This is a genomic window from Paenibacillus diazotrophicus, assembly GCF_042610465.1.
Map to the genome: position 1 here is coordinate 1,303,347 of NZ_JBGJZN010000001.1, position 26,793 is coordinate 1,330,139.

The window sequence follows — 26,793 nt, forward strand, 5'->3', positions numbered from 1 at the left end:
AAATTGAAGCAGACCCGGCGAATTGAGTATGATTGAGTATGAAGTACAAGGCTGCTTGTGATGATAGAATAATACCAAAGCAGAAAGGGGAACGGGAGGAAAGATGAAGGATACACACATACCGGAGAGTGAACAATCCAAAGAGCTATTTGCTTATTTCGGACTGGCTGTCTACTACTGCCAGGCACTGGAGCAGCAGTTGACCAACCTGCTGCTTTTAACGAAGCTGTCTCAGGGAAAAACGCCTACAGAAGCAGATCTTGCGGAACTGTATCAGCGCAAGCTCAGCAATTCACTCGGCCAGCTCATCAAAGAAATCCAGCATCACTTCCCTTTTTCGGAAGAGGAAACCAACCAGCTTCAGGAAGTCTGGAAGCAGCGTAATCATATTGTTCACGACTACTTCAAAGAACGGATTCAAGAGACCTTCACGCCTGCGGGCAGAGCACATATGATCCGTGAACTGAAGCGTTTCAAGAATAAAGCCCGCAGGCTTGAGATCAAATTGCAGGGCTATTGCTCTGAAATGTATAGCAAACTGGGTCTTGAAGAAGAAGAAAACCTGATCTAAATATTATGTACTATTGAAAGTAGGACGTCAGACCCTGTAGCCCATTGCTCTCCGCCACTCCGGGATTGAACCGGATTGACGAGGCGCGCGTGCACTTTGCTAGCGCATCTAAAGCGGCTGTGATCGCTGGGATCATCTCTTGGCTTAAGGCCGTATCCGGCTCCCACCACCAGTGCAAAATGTTCAGTATACCGTTTTTCTTGTCCATCACCGGTTCAAACCGCGCAATGAAACGGTCTCCGTACAGCAGAGGCAGTACATAGTAACCGTATTCCCGTTCAGCAATAGGCTTGTATACTTCCCAACGGTAAGTGAATCCGAATAATTGCCTGATCAGCTCTCTGTCCCAGAGCAGATTGTCTAGGGGAGCCAGTGCAGCTGCAAATTCAACGCTGGTTTCGTTCTTAATAGGGGTATCATAGCCATTAGCTAATATCTCTTCTAACACGTAGGCATCAATAGTTCGCATGTATAAAGGAAGCTTGAGACCATCGACGCGAACCTCGCGGAGGGAATCCCTGTGGAGCAGCCGTTCTATCGCGGCAGTCCGTTCTTTGCTCTTCAAGCCTGCAATTCCCAGCCAGCCGTCACCGGATTTATTCCATTGCAGACCGATGCTGCCTATTCTCCGAAGCACATACCAGTCGAAATGCTGCTCAGCCGTCAAGTTGGGGTCCCTGGTGCCGAGCAGATGCTCAGGCAGCAAGTTTGCCGTGAAATCATAATAGCGGCGAGTGTGTACGCGGTGATGAACGGATATTTCACCCCAGAAATACATACTTTCCATAGCTGCACGGGATAGCCGCGCCGGAGCCCAGGCCCAATCTATCTTGTCCTTACTCTCCAGATCCAGTGAGGAGAGGGGACCACGCCGTACCAGTTCTTCCCGTACATGCGCCACCATAGTTTTCAATGTCTCATTTCCCTGATAGCGTTCCGCAGCCATATCTCTGCGGCGCTGAAAGTACGGCCAGTCTTCTGTGCAGTAGATCGACATATTCTTGTCCCAGCCATCGATTAGCAGCCTGTCCTTATATAACAGCTCTGAGGCTAGTTCCGGAACGAAACCGGGGATCCGTGCCTGCAGCACCAGCTCATGATTATGGCCAGCTATACTCAGCGGATCATATTGTATGCAGCCGACATGGCGGATGAAGTCGTAAATAGCATCTTTACCGCGTGCCGAACCGCCCGAGACGAGCCGTTGATGATGAAGCAGGAACTGCCTTGCCTGCCTTTTGCTGAGCGAATAAGTGATCAACGTTTCCACCCCAATCTTATATATTATTTCCATTATACGGAACGAATGTTCCTAACACAAGGTTACAAAAGCCCCTGATGCCTACTTAGGCATCAGGGGCTATTTTGTTACGGTTCTCCCGTCCGAGAGAGCATTCCCGTACTTTTTATACTTGTTTTAGGGATGGCTGCAAGACAGCGCCGAACTGTTGATCCAAAGCAGGGGCTGATATCTCCGAGCTTTCGCCTGCACCTGCACCCAGCTGCAGCTGATACATGCGGAAGTATCTTCCGCCGAGGGCCATTAATTCATCATGACTGCCGCGTTCCACAATCTCTCCCCGGTGCAGAACCAGAATCTGATCGGCACTGCGGATGGTGGAGAGGCGATGCGCGATGATGAAGGTGGTGCGTCCCTTTTTGAGAACCTCAAGCGCTTGCTGGATCAGACTCTCTGTTTCCGTATCGATATTGGAAGTAGCCTCATCCAGAATCAGAATCGCCGGATCAAAAGACAATGCTCTGGCGAACGAAATTAGCTGGCGCTGTCCTGCTGACAATGTGCTGCCTTTCTCGACTACCGGCTCATCGAAGCCTTGCGGCAAATGGGCAAGCAGTTTGTCTGCACCTACTTCTCGCAGTGCACGTTCCACGCGTTCGCGGGAGATCCGCTCATCCCCGAGGCTAACGTTTGAAGCGATGGTGCCTGTGAAGAGATAAGGATCCTGCAACACGATCCCCATGTGGCTTCGCAGCCACTGCTTCGGTATGCCTTTAACCTCTTCACCATCAATCGTGATAGTGCCGCGTTGCGGATCGTAAAAGCGGAACAGCAAGTTGATAATCGAGCTTTTGCCGGAACCGGTATGGCCTACGAGGGCGACGGTTTCGCCAGGACGTGCCTCAAAGGAGATATTCTTAAGGACGAAGTCTTTTTTATAGGCAAAAGAGACATCCTTAAATACTACATTTCCTTTGTAACGCGGCATGGTTCCATCCGTTACCGGTTCACCCGTTTCGTCCATCAGCGTAAACACCCGTCCCGCAGATACCATGGAGCTGTCAAGGTTGGCTAGCTGGTTAACCATCCCGGTAATCGGCTGAAACATCCGTCCCAATACGTCAACGAATGCATACAGTACACCAAGTGACACAAAGGTAGAACCGCCCAGACTGCCAAATCCGAAGTACCAAAGTACGAGTACAAAGGAGAGGCTCCGCAGCGAATTCACCAGATTGTGGGACGTAAAGGCGTTCAAATTCAGCATTTTGTTCTGATATTTCAAGTAATCGTCGTTGAGATTCTCGAACTCTTGCGTACTCTGCTTCTGGCGGCGGAAAATACGGATAATCGACATCCCCTGAATCGATTCATTGATGATAGCATTAATTTCACTAAGACGGGAACGGATAATGGTATTGTATTTGGTAGCAACCTTGCGGTACAGAATGATCCAGAGAACCACAATCGGCACGATGAACAAGCTCACCAGGCCAAGCCGGATATCCAGCAGGAACAGGGCAACGTACACGCCCAGAATGTTGATAATTCCAGTACTGAAGTTAGATAATACGGCGATGAACAAATCTTTTACCGCTTCTGTATCATTCGTCACCCGGGATACGACTTTGCCTGCAGGCAGGTTGTCAAAAAAGTAGACCGGCAAACGCTGGATATGCGCATACACATCGGTCCGCAGCTTGCGGATGACCTGGTTGGCCGAGGATTGCAGCCAGTACGTTTTACCGAATTCGGCAAAGATAGAGATCACCAGGAACAGGGCGTACAAGCCTACAAGCTCGTAGATCCCAGGAAGTTCGGGTTTGTAAAAGGAAAACAGTTCGTCAGCCGACAGCTTCACAGCTGGGTAGACTGCTTCAGAGTCTCCATGCTTGATATGCAGTGAACCGTCACGGTAGGTTCGCTCACCTTCAGGCTGCGCTACCGGCTCATTGATGAAATAGAAGGATCTGCCTTCCTGAAGCAGGCGCACCTCCTGGCCTTTGGCTTCACCCGGAGCAAAACGGTCACCGCGTTTGTAGTAGGTATTGTTATATTCAGCTGCTTCCTCGGACGAGGTAGTCTGGAAGTAAGGCTTCTCGATGCCCAGCATGTGATTATCGATCATGCTCTTGGCGATAAAAGGGCCTGCGAGCTCGGCCGCTACTCCGATGGTAAGCAGCAATAGTGCTGCGATAAACGTCTTTTTGGCAGTTAAAGCATACTGCAGCAGGCGTTTGCCTGTACTCTGTGTCAACGGTGACACCTCCTAAATGTTATTATTCATTGGTCAGGTTGTTCTCTACCTGCTGACGATCGAATTGCTCACGGTACCAGCCGTTCATCTCCAGCAGCTCCTGATGGGTTCCGCGCTCGGTAATCTGTCCATTGTCCAGCACGACAATCAAGTCGGCATGCTCAATAGCGGACAGGCGGTGGGTCGAGATTAATGTAGTTTTGCCGGACCGTTCCTCACGGATGTTCTCAATAATCTTGGCCTCAGTCCTTGCGTCAACAGCGGACAGTGCATCATCCAGAATAAGGATATCAGGATTGGCTATAAAAGCTCTGGAGATTGATACACGCTGCTTCTGGCCTCCGGAGAGGGAGACGCCGCGTTCACCTACCAAGGTATCAAGACCGTCGGACAAAGTACCCAGATCGTTCTGGAATGCTGCTGCTGTGATCGCATCCATAATACGCTCATCACTGGCTCCGTGGTGACCGAACTGGATGTTCTCGCGCACGGATTTGGAGAATAAAATCTGCTCCTGAGGTACATATCCCATCCAGCTGTGAAGCTGATCGAGTGCGATCTGCCCAATAGGCACATCCGAGATCAGGATCTCCCCTTGACCCGTCGGATATTCGTGCAGCAGCTGTTTGAGTAAGGTTGATTTACCACTGCCGGTACGGCCGACTACGCCGAGTGTCTGGCCTTGGGTGAGAGAGAAGCTAACCCCGCTCAGATTATCGACCGTTGAGGTTGGATAACGGAAGGTTACGTTCTTTAATTCAATAGTGGACGGCTCAGTGACAGGAACCGGATGGGCAATATCCTGAACATCAGGTTTTGAATTCAACGTCTCGTCGATCCGTTCCAGTGATGCACCGCCCCGCTGCATGATGTTGATCAACTCACCGATAGCGAACATCGGCCAGACGATCATCCCGAGATACATATTGAAGGAGACCAGATCGCCCAAGGTAATTTGATTGCGGAAAACAAGATAAATCCCATAAGTAAGAGCGATAATGTAGCTGAGCCCGACGCACAGCCGGATGGTTGGCTCGAAGAAGGAATCAACCCGCGCTACAGCCATATTCTTGCGGTAGACATCATCCGTAATGTCGCTAAAACGTTTCTCGTCATGCCGTTCCTGCACATAAGCGCGGATGACACGAATACCGGATACCGATTCCAGTACCTGATCGTTCATGTCGCCGAACGCGTCCTGCGCCAGGCTATAGCGGTCATGAATGGCTTTGCCATAGAAGATCATGGCGATCGCGATGAGCGGCAGCGGCAGTACGGCCGCAAGGGTCAGCTTCCAACTCACCAGGAAACCCATGGCGAGCAGTACGACAGAGAGGAAGATGGTTGAATCGACGAGTGTAAGCATCCCGAATCCAACAGTTGCCGAGACGGCACGGATATCGTTGGTAGCCCGGGCCATCAGGTCACCTGTACGGTTACGCTCAAAGAACGAAGGGGTCATAGTCATCAGATGGTTCATGAAGCGGGAGCGCAATAACCGCTCTACCAGGTTGGACCCTCCGAATAGCTTATGCATCCATATGTAGGTGATCCAATAGATAATCAGCAGCATGAGAATAATCATGCCAATGTACTTCATGAGCGAACTTGCGGTGATCGACCCGCTGACAATGTCATCGATGGCGTTGCCTAGCAGACGGGGAGGCAGAAGCTCCAGAACACCGGCGACAATCAGTAAAATAAGTCCAATAGCATAGCGCTTTTTTTCGCGGCGGAAAAACCAGCCGAGATTGCGGAGAACGGAGAACAAGGGAAATCCCTTCCTTTCGTGTTGAAATGATTGTCGGCTTTAGTTAACGTCAAGAAAGTTGTGATTAATGAAAGTGGCAACTCTGACCAACATGCAAAAAGGCATACCATCCGGTAACGGATGATATGCCTGAAATTTACATCAGCTATCATGTCCACGGTGCTGTATTGCAGCACGGAGACATGGAAGAGACTTGCCTAACCTGATCTTATACGTTACGCGTAACACGTATGAATCTCAGGAGGTTTCCACTGCTAGGGCTGCTTCGGTATTCAGTTGTGTATGTGTGCCGACAATAGTTAGGAAATATACAGGTACAAGGTTAAACACCGCGCTCACCCCTTTCATTAATTTTGGTAATAACTTGAAGACGCTTCGTTATGTTCCGAGTTTATCACCCGGCCGGAAGAATTGTCAAATGTAATTTTGAATAAATTTCGAATAAGCTGTAGAATGATATCCTCGTATATGATTTGGAATATAGCTATAATTTCAGTATGATAAGAATATTCAGGAGGTGCTTATACAGATGAAGATGGTAATCAGCAAAGACGCCGCCGCCTGGTTCAAGCGGGAACTTTCCCTGCAAGACGGGGCTTATATCCGTTTATTTCCACGTTATAGCTCTGGAGGAGGATTGCACCCGGGCTTTTCGTTGGGGATTGCGAATGAGCCTCCGGGCCGTCCTTCTATAGAGACGGATCAGTCGGGAATTGTTTTTTATATGGAAGAGCAGGATCTTTGGTATATGGAGGGTTATGGCCTATCCATTGTCTATTCTGAAGCCGAGGATGACATTGAGTACAGGTATGAGCCTGAGGCGGCAGCCGGAGTTCTTGAGCGGTGAAGCATTGCGGTTATTAATATGGCCAAGAAGCCCTTGCCATAAGGCAGGGCTTTTTGTATGGCAGCCATAGCGGGATGGTCCGCTGCAGGACTGATGGAGTTTAAGGTGAACTGTGGTAGGTTTCTTCCTCCATGGCAAATTCAAAATCATCAATATCAAACACCTGAACAGGAACACCGTTTTCAATGATGCGCTGAATCAGCTCGAATTGATCGGTAAGAATCGGCACTTTCTCCCGCTGTGAGGTCAGCAGCAGCTCCGTTTCAATCGGGTCGAACGTTTCTCCATACGTTGCGTTATCGACACTGTTGATAATAGTGATTTGTGTGTGGTTGCCCATCAGGATGCCGGAGCTTTTAGCCCAGGGGATGTTCAGGCAGCGGTTGATTTTTTTGGAATTCAGCGGCTGCTCGAAATAAGCAATAAGTTCGCGGATTTTGAGCTTCACATGCTCGTCATCTTCTGCATGGCTCATCAGAGGTTCGTCACTGTCCCGCAGTTCGTATAATTCCATCACTGTAGTGTAAGGCACTATATATTCTACGGGGCTCCTTGGAATGAGAAGCTGGCCGTAAATCGCCATCATGACGGCTTCGGTCACAAATTGTCTGGACATCGTTATCCTCCTGAAGTTCGGGTACTGCTAAATAGAGTTGAACGCGTACCTATGGACTTAAAATTATAAAAACACTGTGGAGCGCAAATGTCAACAGTGCCCAATCAACACGGTAAAGAGAAAGGACGTTAGTTCCTGTGAAGCAATGGAAATCTTATTATACATTTGTACGGCCCTACATGAAATGGATCGTCCTTACCCTGTTCATCGGGATGATCAAGTTCAGTATTCCGCTTACCTTGCCGCTCATCCTGAAATATGTAGTTGATGACCTGCTGAACAATCCTGTACTTTCTGTCGCGGAGCGGGTATCCAAGCTAATGACAGTGCTCGGAGGCTCACTTGTGCTATTCATTATTATAAGGGGGCCAGTGGAGTATTACCGCCAGTATTTTGCCCAACTGATTACCAGCAGAGTGTTATTTGATATGCGCAATAGACTCTATGGTCATCTGCAGCGTCTCTCTCTTCGCTATTATCAGAATACTAAGGTCGGCGAAGCGATCTCTAGATTCATCAATGACGTCGAGCAGAGTAAGAACCTTGTTGAAGTGGGTATGATGAATGTCTGGCTGGATATGTTCACGCTGGTGTTCGCCCTTGCTTTTATGTTTTATCTGAATCCGGTGCTGGCACTCGTGTCGATTGCGATACTGCCACTGTATGGCATCGCGGTGAATACACTTTACAAGCGGCTCAAGCTCCTGACCAAGGATCGTTCCCAGGCGCTTGCAGCGATACAAGGATATTTGCATGAACGGATTCAGGGGATTGCAATCATCCGCAGCTTCACCATGGAGCGGGTGGACAAGAAGCAGTTCGAAGATATCAACGGCAAATTTTTGGAAAAAGCGATGGCCCAGACGCGCTGGAATGCTGTGACCTTCGCTATTATCAATACCCTGACGGATATCGCACCGCTATTAGTTATCGGTTACGGGGGGTATCAGGTCATTCACGGGAATTTGTCACTCGGGACCTTCGTGGCATTCTTCGGCTATCTGGACCGGATGTATGCCCCGTTGCGGCGTCTGATCAACTCCTCAACCGTGCTTACCCAAGCATCTGCATCGCTGGAGCGGGTGATGGAACTTCTGGATGAGCCGTATGATATTGTCGACGAACCAGGGGCCAAGCCGCTTGTGGCGCCGTCTGGAGCCATAGAGTTCCGAAAGGTATGGTTCAAATACAACGATGAGCATGACTGGGTATTGAAAAATATCGAACTTCGCATCGATCCTGGGCAGACAGTGGCTTTTGTCGGCATGAGCGGGGGAGGGAAATCCTCATTAATCAGCCTCATCCCGCGTTTCTATGATATAACGGAAGGCAGCCTGTGCATGGACGGACAGGATGTCAGGGGTCTGACGCAGGAGAGCTTGCGGCGGACTGTCGGTATGGTGCTGCAGGACAACTTCCTCTTTAGCGGGTCAGTACGGGATAACATCCTCTTCGGTAATCCGCTGGCAGGGGAGCAGGAGATTGTCGCGGCTGCTCAGGCTGCCAATGCTCATGATTTCATTATGCAGCTGCCGGAAGGGTATGACACGGAGGTGGGAGAACGTGGAGTGAAGCTGTCCGGTGGACAGAAGCAGCGCGTCGCCATCGCACGTGTATTCCTAAAAGATCCCAAGGTGCTGATTCTTGACGAGGCCACCTCGGCGCTCGATTTGGAATCCGAGCATCTGATCCAGCAGGCGCTGCAATCACTGGCTTCGGAGCGTACCACATTAATTGTAGCTCACAGACTGTCTACAATTACCCACGCAGATCAGATTGTCGTACTCGAGAATGGGGAAATTACGGAACGCGGGACCCATGAGCGACTTATGGCGCTCGATGGAAGTTATGCCCGGCTGTTCAATGTGCAGCGGCTGGATGCTTGAGGAATTAGACAAGCTGGAACAGGGTTTAGCGATAACGAGTAACTAAAAAGACTGCAGGCGCTTTTAAGCGAACCTGCAGTCTTTCTTTATTTCCGTAGCCGCGTTAACCTCTTCCGATCAGCAGCGACAAAATCCCGGCAGCGATCAGAGGCCCCACGGGAACGCCTTTGAATAAAGCTACCCCAAGTACAGTGCCGATTAAGAGGCCAGCAACAATCATAGGCTGACTGCCCATCAGCAGAGCGCCCCGGCCGCCAAGGTAGGCTACCAGCATACCGACACCGATCGCTGCAAGTGACTTCCAGTGCAGAAAGGAGTGCCAAATGGTGTCCAGTGAGATTTTACCGCTGGCCAGCGGAGTCATTACACCGATCGTCAGGATGATAATCCCGACTGTGAGACCGTACTTTTCAAGCCAGGGAAAAGTCTGTTGCAGTCCAAGCACCCGCAGCAGCAACAAAACAACCATGGCGATCGTGATCGGTGAATTTTTACTGATAATGCCCAGTGCAGCAAAACCGAGCAATAGTAAAGAGGTAATATCCATAGCAGGCACACTCCTTTTTTCTAATATGCCCAATGTATTAATCATTTGGATCGGATTATGCATATTGGATGTGTCGGAATTTATTCGGCCAAACGTTTGGCGACGATATGATCCGCGATCAGTTGTCCGTGCCCGCGCCCGGTTTCGATAAATACCTCATTGGCATTCCGTCCGGAAGCTATGACTCCTGCGACATAGAGTCCGGGTACATTACTCTCCATGGTAGAAGGATTAAAGGCCGGTTTATCCTGGGTGTCATCCATTCTTACTCCAGCGGATGAGAGTAACGTTCTGCTGGGTCTAAATCCGGTTAAGGCGAGCACAAAATCATTATCCAGTTCGGTCACTTTACCGCTGTGGCTAGTGATGAATACGGACCCCGGTGTAATTTCAGTTACCCGTGACTCGGTATGGACAACAATCTTCTCTTTCAGAACCATACTTTCGAAAATAGGGCGAACCCATGGCTTGATATTCTCAGAGATACTGGCTCCCCGGTACACCATATCCACCTCGGCCCCAACGCGGACCAGCTCCAGTGCAGCATCAACAGCAGAATTGCTGCCTCCGATTACAGTTACCTTCATCCCTGTATAGGGATGGGCTTCGCCAAAATAATGGGTGACCTTGGGAAGCTCCTCTCCAGGAATTCCAATCAGGTTCGGTTGATCGAAATACCCTGTTGAGATTACGACATTGGCAGCATTACGGGTTAGCGTTTCTCCACGCTTATTACGGGTATGTACTGCGAAGGTCCCGTCGTCTAAAGGCTGAACAGACAAGGCTTCCTCGTAAGCGGCTATATCCAGTCCATGTTGTTCAGCGGCACGGCGGTAGTAGACCAAGGCTTCGTGACGGAAGGGTTTGTCATTGGGTGAGGTAAAAGGCACATTCCCGATTTCCAGCAGCGCGGTTGTGCTGAAAAATTGCATATTGGTCGGATAGAGATAGATGGAGTGGACAATAAAATTCTTTTCGATGATCAGGCTGGACAATCCATGGCGCTGACATTCAATAGCCGCGGATAACCCGCAAGGACCTGCCCCGATAATGATGACATCTTTCATTAAGCTTCAAACCTCCCGGAGAATTACTTGCTTATACCATAAATCGTACCCTATATTATATATTTTCGCCATTCATCCCGCAAAATCAGTTGTTTACTCTTGCTCCATTCCATAGAAAAGCATATAATTAGATATATATCTAAATTAATTGCATTCAGCAGTTGCTGATCATATGCACAGGAGAGTGGCCCCATTGCAGCTTGATAAAATTGTGAATTACCACAAAGCCTTATCAGACCCTACACGTTTACGGATTCTTCTGCTGCTGTCCAAGGGGGAGGTTCACGGGCAGGCCTTGGCAGAGAAGCTGAATCTGTCACAGCCTACGGTTACACATCATGCCGCCAAACTACGGGAAGCAGCGCTCATAAATGAGCGGAGAGACAAGAACACCGTTTATTTCATGCTGAATCCTGAATTCATTCAGGCCGGTTCGGAGGCATCGTTGAAGTTTATTTTTGCAAAAGGGGTGGAAGATATGGAGAAAGAGTCACCTGATGTTAATCTGAAGGATTCGGTGCTGCGGAATTTCTTCGCCAAAGACGGACGTTTGCGGCAGATCCCTGCCCAGTACAAAAAGAAATTGATCGCTCTGCAGTATATCGTCGAAAAATTGGAACCTGGTGTTGTCTATACGGAGAAAGAGATCAACGAGTTCATTAAACCCTTTCATGAAGATTACGCAACCATCCGACGCGAGTTCGTTATGCATCAATTCATGTACCGGCAGAATGATCACTATGAGCTAAACCCGCCAGAGTTATGGACGCATTGGGAAAATGTCAAATAATGATCTAAAGATTGGGGAATTTCTGTGACGAAAGTCAGGCAAGCTGATTAAATGTCTGAATAACGAATAAAATGGAATTGTAAGCGTTATCTGACATATACTTCGAAAGGAGACTTTCAGTATGATTTTCAAGCGCGCCAAAAAGAATACATCCACTGTCCCTATCACTGTTACCTTGCCGCAGATCAAACAGGCTGTAAGGCAATTTGAAGAAGATATGCCCGCTCCTATTAACCGTACGGCTTTGCTGTTAAAGGATAAAAGCATTGACCTAAGCCGGCTCAGACGTTATTTAGGCGGTGTACCCGAGCAAAAGTTCTATATGTCCCGGGAGACCTTTGAGATTTTTGAGGAAGCTGACAAGCTTGTGCCTTACTATCTGGATCTGGTCCAAGCGGCTGTAGATAATTATATTAACGATACCGGAAAACTCCCGCTGGTTGAGGATGCCTGGCTGCCAGAGGTGCATTACCGGCTGCTTGCCAGTGAACGGTATCTAAAAGAAACTCCGCCTTTTCCTTTATATATTACCGAAGAGGAATTGATGCTTACACATCGGCCGGAGCATTTTGAATAACAGGATAGTAGTCCGTAGACTGTTCAGATGAAGGAGTGTAAGATCTCTTTTACCAGAATGGTCTTTTCTTGCCGAGTTTCCCCATAGTACAATGGATTTCTGAAGGGTTACGGAATGAAATTCAAGACATAAGGGGAACTTGGAATGAGAGAAGTACAAGCTTTGCTGTTTGATCTGGACAATACACTAATGGATCGCGATCGTACTTTCCGCAGCTTCAGCCGCAAGTTCGTGCAGGATTTGCTGGCTCATTTGGAGCCGGAAGAAGCGGGGCGGGTCGTGGAGGATATTATTGTCAGAGATGCGGACGGATACCGGGACAAAGATGGTTTTTTCGCCGAGCTCAGCCGTGTTCTGCCTTGGGAGAAAGTTGTAACGGCTGCGGAGATACGTGACTATTATGACGAGACCTATATTACTCACGGAGCGCCTATGAAGCATGCTGTAGAGATTCTGGAATATTGCCGGGAGCAAGGGTATGTTATGGGGCTGGTTACAAACGGCAAAAAGGATATCCAGTATGGCAAAATCGATTTGCTTCAGATACGCGGTTACTTCGAGCAGATTGTTATTTCCGGAGAGGTTGGGATCAGCAAGCCTGATCCGGGTATCTACCGGCTCGCACTTGAGCGGCTGGGCACAACCGCAGATGAAACCTTGTTTATCGGCGATCATCCGGTGAATGATATTTGGGGAGCAGCCAAAGCAGGTATGGAAACTATATGGCTTAAGCGAAATCATCCGTGGGATGAACAACTGGATGCCCATCCCTGGAAGACCATTCATGAGCTGGATGAACTGAAGTCTATTTTATAGCCGCATAAGATTACGGGGTTGACAAAATAATGCAGCGCCGTATATCATTACACCATATTAGTTCGGAAGGAGACGATGTTATATGACAGTTTATACGGTTACTTCGTTATCGGTTAATACTGCTCAGGATACGTGTCTTCCGGGAACAGAGGCTGCAGAGTAAGGATTGCAGCTTCGCAGGCCAACTCTATGATGCCTTATAGAGCCGCCGGGAACCGTATCGGTTCCGGCGGCTTTTTTGCGTGTGTATGTGCAGGGATTGATATTACTGCAACTACCGCGTGCGGAAATTCCTGGTCTGTCCTGTTATAGGGAAGAGACCGTTATTTTTCGCATGTGAAAAGACGCCGCCGGAATGTGGATTCCGGCGGCTTTTTGTGTAAGGGGAAGTACGTAAACAGAGCAGAAAATGTCAGACAGAATGCATAAATGAATTCCATTACAAAAAATTCAGGAGGCCATAATGATAATAGAACAATACGGCTGGAACGAGAACTGGCAAAGCAAGTGGGATGAAAAGGTATTAGAATATGGAGGAAAAGAGTACGTGCCGGGAAGAATTGTCGGCGATTTCGGCAGCAAGTACAGGGTAATGGCGGAAACCGGAGAGACCTGGAGCGAGCTTTCAGGGAAACTCAGACATTCGCTGTCTGACTCCGGGGAATATCCGGCGATCGGCGACTGGGTAGTTCTGGCGATGCAGGATGGCGGAGAGCATGCCGTGCTACATGGGGTTCTGCCGCGTCAAAGTGTCATCTCCCGGAAAGTGGCAGGTAATACCCTGGACGAACAGATTGTAGCATCCAACGTAGACACGCTGTTCCTTGTCAGCGCACTAAATGATGATTTTAATGTCCGGCGCATGGAGAGGTATCTGATCATGGCCTGGAACAGTGGTGCTAATCCGGTCATTTTGTTGACCAAAGCCGATCTCTGCCTGGATGCGGAGAGTAAAATTGCCGAGATGGAACAGGCGGCGCCCGGTGTAGCTATACATGCGGTTAGTGCGTTACTTGGAGACGGGCGAGAAGAGCTGCTGCCCTATATCAGTTTCGGGAAGACAGTTGCTCTTACCGGCTCCTCCGGCTGCGGCAAATCGACGATGGTCAACTGGCTCAGCGGCCGTAACCTACAGCTTACTCAGGACGTGCGCGAAGGGGACAGCAGGGGACGGCATACAACTACTCATCGGGAAATGTTCGTCCTGCCGGATGGGGGAATCATTGTGGATACTCCCGGGATGCGTGAGCTGCAGCTATGGGAGGATGAAGGTGGTCTTGATCTCGCCTTCGGTGATATCAGCAGACTGGCTGCCGAATGCCGCTTTAGTGATTGCAGGCATGAATATGAAGAAGGCTGCGCGGTACTAGAGGCTATGGCAAACGGGGAGCTGAATGAGAAACGGCTCATGAATTACCGCAAAACACAGCGTGAACTGCAGTATCAGAGCAGCAAAGAGGTGAAGCAAAAGCGAAAAACTGCTGCAGCTGCAACGAAGGCTGGAGGTTCCCGTACCCGGAGTTCAGACTGGCGCCGCGAGCTGGACGAATATTGAGAGGAATATCTGGAATGTCCGATTAGAACACAAGGGACCCATACAGCCGTTGAACGGCTGTATGGGTCCCTTGATTACTGTCCGGCGAAGATGGCTTATGATACTCCGCCTAACTATATATAAATAAAAGTCCGGATGATGTAAAAGGGGAGATGTCTCTCAACTTAGAATGATGCAGCTGCAGTTTTAGCCAATTGCAGGCCGTCTGCAATGATTTGTGCAGATTGCTGCGGGTTCTGGTTGTGTCCTTCGATGATAACCTGAGTAGTTTCCTTGAAGCCCCAGAAGTTCAGCATACCAGCTACATAATTCACAGCCATTTCAGCAGTAGCAGCTGGACCTTCAGAATAAACACCGCCTCTGGCATTCAGAATGACTGCCTTTTTGTCAGTCACAAGTCCAACGGGACCTTCTGCAGTGTATTTAAAGGTTGTACCAGCCTGGCTCAAGTAATCAATGTAAGTATGCAGTACAGCAGGAACGGTCAAGTTCCACAGCGGGAAAGCAAAGACTACTTTATCTGCAGCCATGAATTGATCAAGATATTTTTTTACTACAGCAGCGCCTGCAGCTTCTTCGGGAGTAGCTTCGTAGCCCTGGGCAGCTTTGTACATCCCTGTAATCAAGGTATTATCATAGTATGGAAGTTGTTCAGCGAACAAATCCAGCTCGGTAATTGAATCGTTAGGATGAGTTTCCTTGTAGCTTGCCAGAAACGCGTTATACAGTTGAACACTTACTGCTTGGTCTGCAGGACGGTTGTTTGCTTTGATAAAAAGTACATTTGACATTATGATTTCTCCTTAAATATCGTTTATTTATTAACTAACGTTAATATAGCATTTAATTATTTGTTTGTAAATATCCGTCGATTAAAATTTTTTTTGTTCGACATTAAGACTCTATTCTTTGCATCGCTACCATATCTCCAGGCCGTTTGAATCGTTTGGGCTATCTAGACTCAATATATAGTAATTGCGTCATTCGCTTGGTTTTTTTGCGTTTTGGAGGACAGGTTTAAGGAAACAGAGACCCGGTTATATAGGTGTTACAGGGTGCAGGAAATGATTTCCTCTCTGCTATAGCTGTAAAGGAATCCAAACCAAAGGAGCGATTGACATGTCCATTGACCGTTTTATTATAAAAAAACTGGACAGCTGTCACGAAGAGCATACCCGGCGCAACCTAGTGAAGCTGTTCAAGCTGCGGATTCAGAAAGCTGAAAAACAAGAGAAGACATCCATTCACCGGATCAGTTAGCTTCATGTCTCCCATGAAAAATTGTGCCCGATATATATATAGCAGAGCGAATTCCTTGGATAGGAATTCGCTCTTTTTCTATGCTTTTTTTCCAGTGTCCTTATGTATAGGCGGGTATTCCGTAAACAAAAAAAATCCCTCTATTAATAGAGGGACAAGGCCAATGAATCATTTTCACTGTAACTGTGCAATATAGCTTCAGAACCTTTAATTTCGATACTAATCAGAGAATTCAAACATTTCTGCAGGGCGCTTTTGCCCTTTTGAATTTTGAGTTCAAGCGTGCTGTTAAGCAGTCGAAGTACTTTTTGAGTGGGTTGTTTGTTTTCTGTAGTGAAGTATACAGGTACAAGCTTGTTCTGAAATGTGATGAGCATTCTCATTGAAATCACCTCGCTACAAGTATTTCATGATATTGACTATACCCTTGCTTTCTTAATTTTACCTTAAAATTAGCTTATGATAACATAAAGATTACAAGTTTTATAGCTGAAGCCTTATCCGGGAAGGATACATTGATGTGAATATCCATGATAGGTTACATTTAGCGCATTTTCTGTTCCCTGAAACATCTTGTAATGCGAGAGTACGGGAGGTGCTGCAAAAGGGGGCTTTAGCGGACCGTATATGCCGTCTGGAGTTTCGTGAAGGGGAATATGTACAGGATTTATGCTTGCTGGCCAACAAAGATGAAACACTGATACTCTATCTAAAAGATCCCGATGCTTTCAGCTGTGAACTCAAAACACCGGAAGAGATTAAGCGCGCTTGTTATTATCTGATGAACTGCTTTCAGCAGACAGAGGATTTGGATACGAAAATGCCTGCTCTGATGATATCAAAACACAAGTATGAGAAGCTTCAAAAGAATGCGGATACGTTCACATTATACTTTTTATCTGAACGACTGGCTGCCGAAACGGGTGATGTAGAACAAGCCTCCTTGCTGGCTAAGGCAATGAAACATTCTAACGCTGCTGCTGAGCTGAGGTTATGTAAACGTACCAAATGCAACTGGACTTTTGAGCGGGCCTCCTATCTGGAGGATGCTGCCGGCGGTTGGCTGATCCGGATCAGTTCCAGAAGCTCGGAAGACTGGATGAATGCTGCCCCGCTCACAAGACCACAGCTTTGCTCTATATTACATAAGTGGTTAGTCTGTCCATCTCCATTGTCTACTCCATAATGACAGTTGTATAAGGTGGAACTGTGAGGATCCCCTGATTCAAGCGGGCTGTGCCAGGAATTACTTGTATAATTTTATTATAAGTGTGTTCGCCGGTTCCCGGACGGATAGGAATAGATACTGCTTCACCAGTCAGGTTATGGGCAACCAAGACTTGCTGTGCAGAAGTGATCCGCTCGAAAGACATTACGCCCGCTTGACCAGAAGGATAGTCACGAATGTCCCCATTCCGCAGCGCTGGCAGTTCACCTCGAACTGAAATAAGCTGACGATATCGTTCCAGCAGGGAATCACTGCTATTCAGTTGACTTTCAACATTGACATCTGACCCGGCATCGTTATTGCTATCAAGCTCCCATGTAGTCTGTCCACCGGATGGTTGGCCTGCTGTCCAGCGCATGGGTTCGCGGATCCCCTCGTCTGGTTTGACACCAAGCATTCCAATTTCCTCACCATAGTAAATAAAAGGGTTTCCGGGCAGGGTCAACAGCATGGACGCGGCCATTTTGGCATGCTGGGGCTGGTCCTGCAGTTGACTCATTACTCTGTTCTGATCATGGTTGGTCAGAAAGATAGCGTCTGTAAAAGCACCTTCAGAAAGTTGGGAATACAGCTTATAGGTCCGTTCAAGTGTAAAAGCAATGCCGCTGTCTTTCTCTGTTGCGGCAGAGTTCACCAGGGCTTCGGCCAATCCGAAATTGAACCCGGAATCGAAAGCATGATCCAGATAAGCTCCGACGGAAACAGCAGAATTCTCCCAAACTTCACCCACGATATAAGCCTTAGGATTAACCTCATTCATGGACTGACGGAACTCTTGCCACCAGGCTACGTTTTTTGCTGTTGTGGCTGCACTTTTATCGGATAGCAGATCCTCGTAGATGTGTTTCGCGGCATCCAGACGGAAACCGTCGATCCCAAGCTTTAGCCAATACTTTCCGATACTCTCCATCTCAGTCCGAACCTGCGGATTATCGAAATTCAGATCCGGCATCCCATCCCAGAATGTGCCCATGTAATGGCTGCCTAAAAGTTCATGCCACGGATTACCGCTCCCCGCTGCACTTGTTCCGCTTATAGGCCGGTGTTGATCTTCTGCCCATATGTACCAGTTACGGTATTTTCCATCCGGATTTTTAGCCGAGTCTACGAACCATGGATGCTCTTTGGAAGTATGATTGACCACCAGATCCATGATGACCTTGATTCCACGCTTATGCGCTTCAGTGATTAGAGTCTGCATATCTTCTATAGTTCCATAATCAGGGTTAATGCTGCGGTAATCAGTGACATCATAGCCGTGGTAGCTGGGTGAGGGGTTTACAGGCATCAGCCAGATGCCCCCTATTCCCAGATCGTCCTTGGTTGAAGGATCACCATCATTGAGGTAGTCGAGCTTCTCCGTAATACCCTTCAGATCACCAATCCCGTCACCATCCGAGTCATAGAACGAACGGACAAAAATTTCATAAAAAACCGTGGACGGCTGTTCATCAACCGCTACGGATGAGGAGATAGATGAATGGGATGGAGAATGCGATGCAGCAGATTCAGAGCCGATAGAAGCTGACGGTCCGGTGACAGCTGTACTCGTGGGGGAGGTGATGTTGGCTTCAGAGGCGTTGCCTCCTGAACATCCTGCAAGCAGAACAGCAGAGAGCCCGGCAAGGGCAACGGCAGACAGAAAATGCTTCCTATGGGTTGTTTTGAATAAATGAGTCATTAATGATTCCCCTTCCAAACGGATTACTAATCCAAGTATGTATTTTGGTAAGCGCTTTACAAATATAATAGTAGATAAAATGTTTTTGGTAAAACGTTTGCACAATGTGTGAACGATTAAATAACCACTAATAATACGGAATATCAGGCTATAGATCGTAATATCTACGGTTATCTCGGTATTCTTTCATTTTTCTGAGCTTATTAACAGATTTTGCTGAGAAAATGAAAAGACTACATCAAAACCACTATGAAGAACAGTCAAATAACGCTTGATTAGAGTGCAAACGATATACTTCATGTCAGTTAACCATTCTTTAGGCAGATGCATATGCTTAATCAAGGGCGAAGACCCTGAAAGAAAGGGGAATGAAGGATGAATATCAGGAAACAAATTTCATTGTCGCTCATGATCATCCCGCTATGTTTTTCTCTGCTCGCCGGGTGTGAACGAGACTCGGCTGAGGTGAAAGTTAAAGTCGGTGAAGTTACCCGTTCGGTTTTTTATGCGCCTGAATATGTGGCATTGTCGCAGAATTTCTTTAAAGACGAAGGACTGGCGGTTGAACTGCAGACCATTCCAGGCGGAGATAAAACGATGACAGCTTTGCTATCGGGGGCGATTGATGTGGCGCTCGTAGGATCTGAAACCTCAATCTATGTTTATCAGCAAGGAGCGGATGATCCTGTCATCAATTTTGCACAGCTTACACAGAGGGACGGCACATTCCTGTTCGCACGTAAAGCGGATTCGGATTTCCAATGGGACAAATTGAAGGGGAGTACATTTCTGGGCCAGAGAAAAGGCGGGATGCCGCAAATGGCAGGTGCATTTACCCTGCTGCAGAAGGGGATCGATTCGGGAAAGGACCTCACACTGATCCAAAATATTGATTTTGCCAATATTGCGGGTGCTTTTGCCTCAGGAACGGGGGATTATGTGCAGCTTTTTGAACCAACGGCTTCCATATTTGAGCGTGAGAAGCGCGGAGAGGTCGTTGCTTCTTTTGGAATGGAGAGCGGATATCTGCCCTATACGGTTTTTATGTCCAAACAAAGCTATATCAGCAAAAACGGCGATACCGTGCAAAAATATACAAATGCCATCCAGCGGGCACAGCTTTGGGTGAAGGCGCACAGCCCTGAGGAAATTGCTGATGCGATTATGCCTTACTTTGAAAAAACTGACAGGGATATTGTGATTTCTGCGGTCAAGCGCTACAAGGAACAGGATACGTATGCCGTAAATCCGGTCATCGACGATAAAGAATGGAATAATCTGCTGGATGTTATGGAGTATGCCGGAGAATTGAAGGAACGTGTTCCTGTAACCAAGATCGTCAATAACCATTTTGCTGAAAAAGCCGAAGCTAGTGTGAAGTAATTGAGCAAGCGGATGCTTACAAAACTTAAGCATGAGATCACAGAAGCAGATGCTTACAAAACTAAAGCTAATGCTTACGAAGCGAGTTTTGTACGAAGCGGATCACAGAAGCAGATGCTTACAAAACTAAAGTTAATGCTTACGAAGCGAGTTTTGTACGAAGGAGATCACAGAAGCAGATGCTTACAAAACTTTTAGGAGGGGTGATATGCTTCCCATTGTGCAGTTAAAGGAAGTGACGCATGCCTATTTGGGGGATCGTGAGGCGTCGCTTGCCATCGAAAATTTCAGTCTGAACGTGGAAGCAGGCGAGTTCGTCAGTCTGGTCGGACCCAGCGGCTGCGGCAAAACCACGCTCCTGTCGATCATCGCCGGACTGCTGCAGCCCTCGCGGGGAGCTGTATCTGTGAACGGACATGCGGTTAGCGGCCCTTCACCTGAGGTGGGGTATATGCTGCAGCAGGATTATCTTTTTCCGTGGCGGACTATTCTGGATAATGCCTTGTTGGGACTGGAGCTCACCGGAAGTTTGAACGAGCAATCCAGGAAGAAAACGATAGAATTGCTTGCTGAAATGGGCCTTGCCGGCAAAGAGCATACGTATCCGGTTCAGCTCTCAGGAGGGATGCGCCAGCGGGTGGCGCTGGTACGGACGCTTACTACAGACCCTGGGCTGCTGCTGCTGGATGAGCCCTTCTCTGCGCTGGATTATCAGATCAAGCTGCAGCTTGAGGATCTGGTCTCAGAAACTCTGCGCAGCCGCGGAACTACTGCTATTCTGGTTACTCATGATCTGTCTGAGGCGATTGCAGTCAGCAGCCGGGTGATCCTCCTGCAGCCGAATCCCGGCAAAATCCGCAAGATTTTTATTGTACCCGAAGCGATCAGGCGTACACCTCCTCTATATGCGCGGGACTTGCCGGGGTTTGCAGAGCTTTTTCATGAAGTGTGGAAGGAAATGGAACTTGCGGGGAGGGAAGGTCTATGAAATCGGTTGAACAAATAGAATTAGCTGCCTCCCGTCAGTTGTGGCTTGAAGAGAGTCATGCCCAATATCAAAAGAAAAAACGGCGATGGCGCGCCCGTGTAATAGGAGTCCGTGGAAGTCTGCTTGTCCTGTTCTTTGTGCTCTGGGAGGCTGGCGCCAGACTGGGCTGGCTGGATGAGCTGTTGTTCAGCTACCCCACCAAGGTCTTCCGGCAAATTTGGAGTGATATGATCAGTGGAAGTCTGTGGCCACATCTGGGTATGACCGTTGGTGAAACGGTGGTAGGCTTCGTACTTGGGACACTATTAGGCACTCTTCTTGCCATAATCATCTGGTGGTCGCCCTTTTTATCGGCAGTACTTGATCCATACATGGTCGTCTTTAACAGTATGCCTAAAGTGGCGCTGGGGCCGATATTTATCGTGATGTTCGGAGCGGGCTTTACGGCGATTGTGGTAACAACGTTGTCTATCACTGTAATTATTACAACACTTGTGGTGTACAACAGCTTTTGCAGCGTGGATCCGAATCTGGTGAAGGTGGCAAAGTCGTTTGGAGCCTCACGGGTGCAGGTGTTCAATAAGGTGATTCTGCCGGCTTCCTTCCCCACGGTTGTATCTACATTGAAAGTGAATGTTGGCATGTCCTGGGTGGGTGTGATTGTTGGCGAGTTTTTGGCGGCCAAATCCGGCCTTGGATATCTGATTATTTACGGATTTCAGGTGTTCAATTTCACGCTCGTGATGTCCAGTCTGCTGATTATTGCCGCTGTGGCTACAGCCATGTATCAGCTGGTAGTATATGTAGAGAAGCTGCTTTTGTCGAGACGATGAAAAACATGTCATATTGTGCAGCTCCGCAAAATCTTGTACCATGTCTATATCTTTACCTGAACATGATTGCCAACCTGTTAAGCTGGCGTGACCGGGTTATGCTTCTCATGAAGCCAGCCAGGAGCCGCCTGACTTACAAAGACCGCAAGGAGAGGTATTTACATGGGATTTCGAGTTATCAAAACAGCGGCTGCGACACTGCTGTCGATCCTGCTGGCAGCCGCTGTGGGCATCCCGAACGCGCAGAGTGCGGGTCTGCTGGCGATTCTGGGTGTGGAAACCACCCGCAAAAGGAGCCTCCGTACGATTACTGCGCGGTTTCTTGCCTCATTGGTCGGACTTTTCTTCGGCTGTATTTTATTTTATTTACTTGGGTTTCATTACTGGGTGCTAGGGATGTATGTCCTGGTAGGGTTCCCGATGATTGTAAAATCCGGTTATAAGGAGGGGATCGTTACCAGTTCCGTTATTGTGTTCCGTGTTTTTGGACAAGCTGAGCTGTCGGTACATGTTCTGCTACAACAGATCGAGCTCCTGTTTGTCGGCCTGGGCTCTGCCGGATTGATTAATTTGATCTATATGCCTCAGACCGGCAGTGTCATTGCTGCCATTCGTAAAGAGGTAGATAGTTATTTTTCGGTCATTTTTACACAGATGGCCCGAACCCTCCGTGACCCGGGATATCTATGGGACGGTAAGGAACTGATTGGAGCAAATGAAGCAGTGCAGCGGGGACTGACAGCGGCCTCCAGAGAAATGGAGAATCATGTGATTCATCCGGATGAAGCCTGGAATGTCTATTTTTATATGCGCAAGGAACAGCTTGAATCCATTCAGAACATGATGCAGCTACTCTCTCAAGTCTACCGTCAGCTGCCACACGGGGATATGGTTGCAGACCTGTTCGATCAACTCAGCAATGATGTGCTGGCTGAAGAATATACGGGCCGGACAGAAAAACTGCTGGCACTGCTGGAACAGGAATTTCAAAAAATGGATCTGCCTGAAACGCGGGATGAATTCGAGGTCCGTTCAGCGATTTTGCAATTATGCCGTGAGCTCTCCCTGTATCTGAATATTGCCAAAAGGTATAAGATGCCGGTCGATATCAAACCGGTGAAACGGCCTGTATCTAGCTAAATGAAACTAGGTAAGCCGTAGACAAATGATGTTACCGTCCTCTGAAGGGAAATTTTAGGTATTCATATTTTGGTGGGAAATAACGATAAGAGATATAGGAGCAAAACAGCGGTTGCTTATTTAGTGCTGCATTCACCATGCTCTAAAGCCAGGATATCCTATAATATCAAGCTGAATGGAGCGGCACAGATTTCAAATTACGCAGCTTATTCACATCTTGTGAATTCTGCACTGGCAGGTGAGAAAGATGAACAACAGCAACGAACAATATATCGGCAAACAGCTTATAGACAATCTTTTTAATCACAACGGTGTGTTTGTATTGCCCGCTATGACATTACTGAGCTCAGAGCATATCCGTCTGATTACCCAGCATCGGATCATTCTTCAGCCGCATGATGTGCTCCAGCTGGACAGTGAGGCTTTCTATCAGCTGGCGGTGGATGACTGTACAGAAGCTATGGAGAATATTTTTGAGCAGTTCCGTTATACCAAAAGCAAGCGGCTGCCAATGCTGGAACTAAGAAATGAAGTCATTCCTTTTATCCAGCAGGTCAGTGAGAAAAATGATTTTTACGGGATATTGGCTGCGCTGCAGACTAAAGATGACTATACATACAGACATAATGTTGCCGTAGGTATTCTGTCAACGCTTCTTGGCAGGTGGCTTAAGCTCAGCCCGGAAGAGCTGGGGATGCTGACTATTGCCGCAACTCTTCATGATATCGGAAAAGTTATGATTCCAGCCGAAATCCTAACCAAACCCGGTCCCCTGAATGACGAGGAACTGGCCATCATGAAAAAACATACTACACTCGGCTATGAGATGATCAGGGATACAGTGGGGACGTCGCATATGCAGGCACTCGTTGCACTGCAGCACCACGAAAGAATGGACGGCAGCGGCTATCCGTTCGGGGTGATGGGACACCGGATTACGGATTTCAGCAAGATAGTAGCCGTCACGGATATTTTTCATGCAATGACTTCAGACCGGTATTACCGTTCTGCCGCACCCTTATATGAAGTGCTTACGCAGATGGAGGATAACTCTTTCGGCAAGCTCGATCCCTATATTTGCAGTGTGTTTATCAATAAACTTATGCAATCCATGATAGGCAACGACGTGTTGTTGACAGACGGGCAGATTGGTAAAATCATCATGATTCTGGCGCATGATCCGCTTCGCCCGCTAGTCAATATCGGTGAGGAATTCATTGATCTCAGCAAGCACAGAACCCTTGGTATTGTTCGAGTCCTACCACAATCAAATGGATGATAAAGACCCCCGCAGAGCACATGCGGGGGTTTTTATGCGGATCGGGACTATCTGGGAGTCTGCCTATTTAAGATGGGGTGATTCATTTCTTGGGCAGGATTTCGATTATGTACTCATATCTAAGCAAATTCATCAATAAAATGTAGCAAGACCCAGCCGGGCAGCAGCTTGGAGGGCTTACCCAAATTTATTTATACTCTAACAATCAACAAATGCCCAGAACGTGCATACACTTGATAGTGAATGATTGTATGGAGGAGGTTCAAAGATGTCATTAAGCCATAAACGTCAAACAAGGGAGATCATTACGAAGGCAATTTGCGGCAAAGGTCGTAAGTTCTCTACAGCAACCCATACCGTGACTCCGCCACACCATCCGACGAGTATTCTGGGGGCTTGGATTATCAACCACCAGTACGAAGCGGTTGCCGCCGGGAACGGAATCGAAGTAATTGGTACTTACGATGTGAACATCTGGTATTCGTATGACAAAAATAAGCAGACCGAGGTAGCCAAGGAAACGGTCTCTTATGTGGAGCTTATTCCACTGTCATACCTGGATCCCAGACACCGCGCTTCCACAGTCGAGGTATCTGCGGAGGCAACGCAGGAACCCAACTGTGTGGAAGCAGGTGTGTCTCCTGGAGGAGGAAGTGTGACGCTGCGTGTGGAGCGGGAGTTCGAAGCGGAACTGGTGGCTGAGACCAAGGTTCGCGTGTTTGTGACCGATCAGAGCGATGATCCGGAAGACAAGGATTATGACTTTGAGGGTGAAAGCTTCGATTATGATGATCTGGACCCTGACGCCCTGGATGATGAACTGTAAGGAAGAGGATCGCCGCTGCCCACTGAATATCGGTGGGTTATGATCCATTATATGTTGTGGGGGTGGCGGCGAGAGGGCGGATGCCCTCCTTTTTTATTTTTATTTATCTCCATGCATAGGCTTGAAGAATCCAAGAGGAGGCTGAGTGATGAATGAGGGCGTTCAGGTCTTCCTGCAATTATCTGCTGCCCAGCGGGAAGACAGGCTTCGGCGCATCGGACTGGAAGCTTTGCTTACGCAAAACGGCAGTGCAGGATCTGGCGAGAATACATACGAAAATGTACCGGGAGCAAAATTGTACAGACAGTTCTATAAGGTCCGTGTATTTAATCTGACGATTCTGGAAATTCTGCCTCTGGGGACAGGGGCAGCGATGAAGCCGGCTTCATTGCCGGGGTTAAAGGTTACCATGTCGACCAGGGGTATGGAGATGGACGGCCATGAGGAAGGACCGGCGCGTGTTGTCCTACCAAATGGAGAATGGTCCAGGGAGTTAACGGGGGAGAGCGGCGGTGCAGTAGCGGGGACAGCTTCCGGCAGATCATCTGTCAGTTCTGCCTCCTCCGGCCAGCGACGCGGTGCGGCGGGGAAGATAAGAGATACAGCGATAAAGACATTGTACAGTCTCGGGCTGGACAGTGGAGAGCTGCTGCTGGAAGCCATGGGCTGCCGTCACTATAGGGTTCTCAAGGTTATTCCGCTTCCGGCGGCCCCTGGCGGGGAACTGCCGGAGCCTTACCGCGCAGCATCGCTGGCACTGAGGCGCGCACTGGCTCTGGAGCAGCCCGGCCGTCCAGGGCTGCTGCTGGGCATGGACCCGGAGTTCCTCCTGCTCCGGGAATTCACGGGCCGCGTCGTGCCGGCGTCGCGGTACCTGCCCACGGACGGCGTCGCCGGCTGCGACGCCGGGCCTCCGGGAACGCGGGGCACGTTCCCGGTCGCTGAGCTGCGCCCTGCGCCGCGCGGGGAACCGCGCGCGCTGCTGGCGCAGCTGATGTCCGCCGCGCGTACGGCGGACCGGCTCATCGCCGACCGCTCGCTGCGCTGGCGGGCGGGAGGCATGCCGCTGACGGGCTGGGCCCTCGGCGGCCACCTGCACTTCAGCGGCGTGACGCTGTGCGCGCCGCTCCTGCGGGCGCTCGACAACTATCTCGCGCTGCCGCTGATGCTTCTGGAGGACACCCGTGCAGCGGCACGGCGTCCCAGATACGGGGGGCTCGGCGATTTCCGGCTTCAGCCGCATGGCGGCTTTGAATACCGGACCCTGCCGAGCTTCCTGGTGTCCCCGGTCATCGCGAAGGGAGCGGTCTTCCTGGCTCACCTGATCGTGAGCCGCTATGAAGACCTGAGACTGCGCCCGCTCGACCGGGAAGACCTGCACGCCGCCTACTACAGCGGCGACAAACCCCCGCTGCGCGCCGCGTTCCCGCCGCTTGCAGCTCAGCTTCGCGCTTTGCCTGGCTATGCGCAGGCCGCTCGTTATATTGAGCCGCTGTTCAGCTGCATTGCTGCAGAACAGACCTGGGATGAGTCACGCGATATCCGTGAGCTTTGGTCCGGCCAAAAAACACCTGTGAACGCTCCAGGAGGAATGTCCGCAGGTGCCTGTCTAAATTAATAATTCATTATCCTGAA

25 protein-coding genes are annotated in these 26,793 nt (G+C 48.9%); 16 read left to right on the forward strand and 9 right to left on the reverse strand.

Annotation, left to right across the window (positions count from 1 at the left end):
• The first annotated feature begins 103 nt into the window (after positions 1-103).
• The gene (locus ACAN54_RS05925; protein ID WP_379151698.1) at positions 104-571 is read left to right on the forward strand and encodes a hypothetical protein; all 468 of its coding nucleotides are present in this window, start codon (positions 104-106) and stop codon (positions 569-571) included.
• Between the two features lie 10 nt (positions 572-581).
• Here the strand turns inward: ACAN54_RS05925 and ACAN54_RS05930 are convergent, their stop codons facing one another.
• The 3 genes from ACAN54_RS05930 to ACAN54_RS05940 form a co-directional block, all read right to left on the reverse strand.
• Positions 582-1,832: a winged helix-turn-helix domain-containing protein gene (locus tag ACAN54_RS05930; RefSeq protein WP_379151701.1), complete on the reverse strand. Its 1,251-nt coding sequence runs from the start codon at positions 1,830-1,832 to the stop codon at positions 582-584.
• A 145-nt stretch (positions 1,833-1,977) separates the two neighbouring features.
• Positions 1,978-4,068, reverse strand: coding sequence for an ABC transporter ATP-binding protein (locus ACAN54_RS05935; RefSeq protein ID WP_379151704.1), 2,091 nt, complete (start codon positions 4,066-4,068; stop codon positions 1,978-1,980).
• Positions 4,069-4,090: 22 nt separating this feature from the next.
• A complete protein-coding gene (locus tag ACAN54_RS05940) occupies positions 4,091-5,839 on the reverse strand; it encodes an ABC transporter ATP-binding protein (protein ID WP_379151707.1) in 1,749 nt (582 codons plus the stop codon).
• Positions 5,840-6,368: 529 nt separating this feature from the next.
• Between ACAN54_RS05940 and ACAN54_RS05945 the strand changes: the two genes are divergently transcribed.
• Positions 6,369-6,686 (forward strand): HesB/YadR/YfhF family protein, encoded by a 318-nt coding sequence (locus ACAN54_RS05945; protein ID WP_379151709.1) that lies wholly within the window; start codon positions 6,369-6,371, stop codon positions 6,684-6,686.
• 100 nt (positions 6,687-6,786) lie between these two features.
• Here ACAN54_RS05945 and ACAN54_RS05950 read toward each other — a convergent pair whose 3' ends face one another.
• Positions 6,787-7,302: an ADP-heptose synthase gene (locus ACAN54_RS05950; protein WP_379151712.1), complete on the reverse strand. Its 516-nt coding sequence runs from the start codon at positions 7,300-7,302 to the stop codon at positions 6,787-6,789.
• Between the two features lie 137 nt (positions 7,303-7,439).
• Here ACAN54_RS05950 and ACAN54_RS05955 point away from each other — a divergent pair, with 137 nt between their 5' ends.
• A complete protein-coding gene (locus ACAN54_RS05955) occupies positions 7,440-9,188 on the forward strand; it encodes an ABC transporter ATP-binding protein (protein ID WP_379151715.1) in 1,749 nt (582 codons plus the stop codon).
• Between the two features lie 103 nt (positions 9,189-9,291).
• Here ACAN54_RS05955 and ACAN54_RS05960 read toward each other — a convergent pair whose 3' ends face one another.
• Together ACAN54_RS05960 and ACAN54_RS05965 are read right to left on the reverse strand one after the other, a co-directional pair.
• On the reverse strand, positions 9,292-9,735 hold the full coding sequence (locus tag ACAN54_RS05960; RefSeq protein ID WP_379151718.1) for a DUF441 domain-containing protein: 444 nt from the start codon (positions 9,733-9,735) through the stop codon (positions 9,292-9,294).
• 80 nt (positions 9,736-9,815) lie between these two features.
• Complete coding sequence (locus ACAN54_RS05965; protein WP_379151721.1) at positions 9,816-10,802, reverse strand: YpdA family putative bacillithiol disulfide reductase; 987 nt, start codon at positions 10,800-10,802, stop codon at positions 9,816-9,818.
• Positions 10,803-10,995: 193 nt separating this feature from the next.
• Between ACAN54_RS05965 and ACAN54_RS05970 the strand changes: the two genes are divergently transcribed.
• The 4 genes from ACAN54_RS05970 (at position 10,996) to rsgA (ending at position 14,540) form a co-directional block, all read left to right on the forward strand.
• Complete coding sequence (locus ACAN54_RS05970) at positions 10,996-11,592, forward strand: DUF2087 domain-containing protein (protein ID WP_379151724.1); 597 nt, start codon at positions 10,996-10,998, stop codon at positions 11,590-11,592.
• 121 nt (positions 11,593-11,713) lie between these two features.
• Complete coding sequence (locus tag ACAN54_RS05975; protein ID WP_379151729.1) at positions 11,714-12,169, forward strand: DUF3939 domain-containing protein; 456 nt, start codon at positions 11,714-11,716, stop codon at positions 12,167-12,169.
• A gap of 144 nt (positions 12,170-12,313) precedes the next feature.
• The gene (locus ACAN54_RS05980; RefSeq protein WP_379151732.1) at positions 12,314-12,985 is read left to right on the forward strand and encodes an HAD family hydrolase; all 672 of its coding nucleotides are present in this window, start codon (positions 12,314-12,316) and stop codon (positions 12,983-12,985) included.
• Positions 12,986-13,448: 463 nt separating this feature from the next.
• Positions 13,449-14,540, forward strand: a complete 1,092-nt coding sequence (gene rsgA / locus ACAN54_RS05985) for a ribosome small subunit-dependent GTPase A (protein ID WP_379151735.1) — start codon at positions 13,449-13,451, stop codon at positions 14,538-14,540.
• 164 nt (positions 14,541-14,704) lie between these two features.
• Here rsgA and ACAN54_RS05990 read toward each other — a convergent pair whose 3' ends face one another.
• Positions 14,705-15,331 (reverse strand): FMN-dependent NADH-azoreductase, encoded by a 627-nt coding sequence (locus ACAN54_RS05990; protein WP_379151738.1) that lies wholly within the window; start codon positions 15,329-15,331, stop codon positions 14,705-14,707.
• A 328-nt stretch (positions 15,332-15,659) separates the two neighbouring features.
• Between ACAN54_RS05990 and ACAN54_RS05995 the strand changes: the two genes are divergently transcribed.
• Positions 15,660-15,800 carry a hypothetical protein gene (locus tag ACAN54_RS05995; protein WP_379151741.1) on the forward strand — a complete coding sequence of 47 codons (141 nt, stop codon included), beginning with the start codon at positions 15,660-15,662 and terminating at the stop codon, positions 15,798-15,800.
• A gap of 143 nt (positions 15,801-15,943) precedes the next feature.
• Here the strand turns inward: ACAN54_RS05995 and ACAN54_RS06000 are convergent, their stop codons facing one another.
• Positions 15,944-16,183, reverse strand: a complete 240-nt coding sequence (locus ACAN54_RS06000; RefSeq protein ID WP_036687997.1) for a hypothetical protein — start codon at positions 16,181-16,183, stop codon at positions 15,944-15,946.
• 290 nt (positions 16,184-16,473) lie between these two features.
• Here ACAN54_RS06000 and ACAN54_RS06005 point away from each other — a divergent pair, with 290 nt between their 5' ends.
• The gene (locus ACAN54_RS06005; RefSeq protein WP_379151745.1) at positions 16,474-16,986 is read left to right on the forward strand and encodes a hypothetical protein; all 513 of its coding nucleotides are present in this window, start codon (positions 16,474-16,476) and stop codon (positions 16,984-16,986) included.
• Here the strand turns inward: ACAN54_RS06005 and ACAN54_RS06010 are convergent.
• Positions 16,976-18,709 (reverse strand): alpha-amylase family glycosyl hydrolase, encoded by a 1,734-nt coding sequence (locus ACAN54_RS06010; protein ID WP_379151748.1) that lies wholly within the window; start codon positions 18,707-18,709, stop codon positions 16,976-16,978. The two genes, ACAN54_RS06005 and ACAN54_RS06010, sit on opposite strands and share 11 nt — an antisense overlap.
• 375 nt (positions 18,710-19,084) lie before the next feature.
• Between ACAN54_RS06010 and ACAN54_RS06015 the strand changes: the two genes are divergently transcribed.
• The 7 genes from ACAN54_RS06015 (at position 19,085) to ACAN54_RS06045 (ending at position 26,776) form a co-directional block, all read left to right on the forward strand.
• Positions 19,085-20,092: an ABC transporter substrate-binding protein gene (locus ACAN54_RS06015; RefSeq protein ID WP_379151751.1), complete on the forward strand. Its 1,008-nt coding sequence runs from the start codon at positions 19,085-19,087 to the stop codon at positions 20,090-20,092.
• 208 nt (positions 20,093-20,300) lie between these two features.
• The gene (locus ACAN54_RS06020) at positions 20,301-21,080 is read left to right on the forward strand and encodes an ABC transporter ATP-binding protein (protein ID WP_379151755.1); all 780 of its coding nucleotides are present in this window, start codon (positions 20,301-20,303) and stop codon (positions 21,078-21,080) included.
• Positions 21,077-21,913 (forward strand): ABC transporter permease, encoded by an 837-nt coding sequence (locus tag ACAN54_RS06025; protein ID WP_379151758.1) that lies wholly within the window; start codon positions 21,077-21,079, stop codon positions 21,911-21,913. The genes ACAN54_RS06020 and ACAN54_RS06025 overlap by 4 nt, the downstream gene beginning before the upstream one ends.
• A 162-nt stretch (positions 21,914-22,075) precedes the next feature.
• A complete protein-coding gene (locus ACAN54_RS06030; protein WP_379151760.1) occupies positions 22,076-23,053 on the forward strand; it encodes an aromatic acid exporter family protein in 978 nt (325 codons plus the stop codon).
• Between the two features lie 247 nt (positions 23,054-23,300).
• Positions 23,301-24,332 (forward strand): HD-GYP domain-containing protein, encoded by a 1,032-nt coding sequence (locus ACAN54_RS06035; RefSeq protein ID WP_379151764.1) that lies wholly within the window; start codon positions 23,301-23,303, stop codon positions 24,330-24,332.
• Positions 24,333-24,600: 268 nt separating this feature from the next.
• Positions 24,601-25,158, forward strand: a complete 558-nt coding sequence (locus ACAN54_RS06040) for an outer spore coat protein CotE (RefSeq protein ID WP_379151767.1) — start codon at positions 24,601-24,603, stop codon at positions 25,156-25,158.
• Between the two features lie 148 nt (positions 25,159-25,306).
• Complete coding sequence (locus ACAN54_RS06045; RefSeq protein WP_379151771.1) at positions 25,307-26,776, forward strand: putative amidoligase domain-containing protein; 1,470 nt, start codon at positions 25,307-25,309, stop codon at positions 26,774-26,776.
• Positions 26,777-26,793: the final 17 nt, after the last annotated feature.

Coding starts and splice junctions, on each gene's coding strand:
- ACAN54_RS06020 (WP_379151755.1), top strand. CDS start 20,301: ATGCTTCCCATTGTGCAGTTAAAGGAAGTGACGCATGCCTATTTGGGG.
- ACAN54_RS06045 (WP_379151771.1), top strand. CDS start 25,307: ATGAATGAGGGCGTTCAGGTCTTCCTGCAATTATCTGCTGCCCAGCGG.
- rsgA (WP_379151735.1), top strand. CDS start 13,449: ATGATAATAGAACAATACGGCTGGAACGAGAACTGGCAAAGCAAGTGG.
- ACAN54_RS06040 (WP_379151767.1), top strand. CDS start 24,601: ATGTCATTAAGCCATAAACGTCAAACAAGGGAGATCATTACGAAGGCA.
- ACAN54_RS06000 (WP_036687997.1), bottom strand. CDS start 16,183: ATGAGAATGCTCATCACATTTCAGAACAAGCTTGTACCTGTATACTTC.
- ACAN54_RS06030 (WP_379151760.1), top strand. CDS start 22,076: ATGGGATTTCGAGTTATCAAAACAGCGGCTGCGACACTGCTGTCGATC.
- ACAN54_RS05925 (WP_379151698.1), top strand. CDS start 104: ATGAAGGATACACACATACCGGAGAGTGAACAATCCAAAGAGCTATTT.
- ACAN54_RS06025 (WP_379151758.1), top strand. CDS start 21,077: ATGAAATCGGTTGAACAAATAGAATTAGCTGCCTCCCGTCAGTTGTGG.
- ACAN54_RS05965 (WP_379151721.1), bottom strand. CDS start 10,802: ATGAAAGATGTCATCATTATCGGGGCAGGTCCTTGCGGGTTATCCGCG.
- ACAN54_RS06015 (WP_379151751.1), top strand. CDS start 19,085: ATGAATATCAGGAAACAAATTTCATTGTCGCTCATGATCATCCCGCTA.
- ACAN54_RS06010 (WP_379151748.1), bottom strand. CDS start 18,709: ATGACTCATTTATTCAAAACAACCCATAGGAAGCATTTTCTGTCTGCC.
- ACAN54_RS05980 (WP_379151732.1), top strand. CDS start 12,314: ATGAGAGAAGTACAAGCTTTGCTGTTTGATCTGGACAATACACTAATG.
- ACAN54_RS05945 (WP_379151709.1), top strand. CDS start 6,369: ATGAAGATGGTAATCAGCAAAGACGCCGCCGCCTGGTTCAAGCGGGAA.
- ACAN54_RS05990 (WP_379151738.1), bottom strand. CDS start 15,331: ATGTCAAATGTACTTTTTATCAAAGCAAACAACCGTCCTGCAGACCAA.
- ACAN54_RS05975 (WP_379151729.1), top strand. CDS start 11,714: ATGATTTTCAAGCGCGCCAAAAAGAATACATCCACTGTCCCTATCACT.
- ACAN54_RS05960 (WP_379151718.1), bottom strand. CDS start 9,735: ATGGATATTACCTCTTTACTATTGCTCGGTTTTGCTGCACTGGGCATT.
- ACAN54_RS06035 (WP_379151764.1), top strand. CDS start 23,301: ATGAACAACAGCAACGAACAATATATCGGCAAACAGCTTATAGACAAT.
- ACAN54_RS05950 (WP_379151712.1), bottom strand. CDS start 7,302: ATGTCCAGACAATTTGTGACCGAAGCCGTCATGATGGCGATTTACGGC.
- ACAN54_RS05995 (WP_379151741.1), top strand. CDS start 15,660: ATGTCCATTGACCGTTTTATTATAAAAAAACTGGACAGCTGTCACGAA.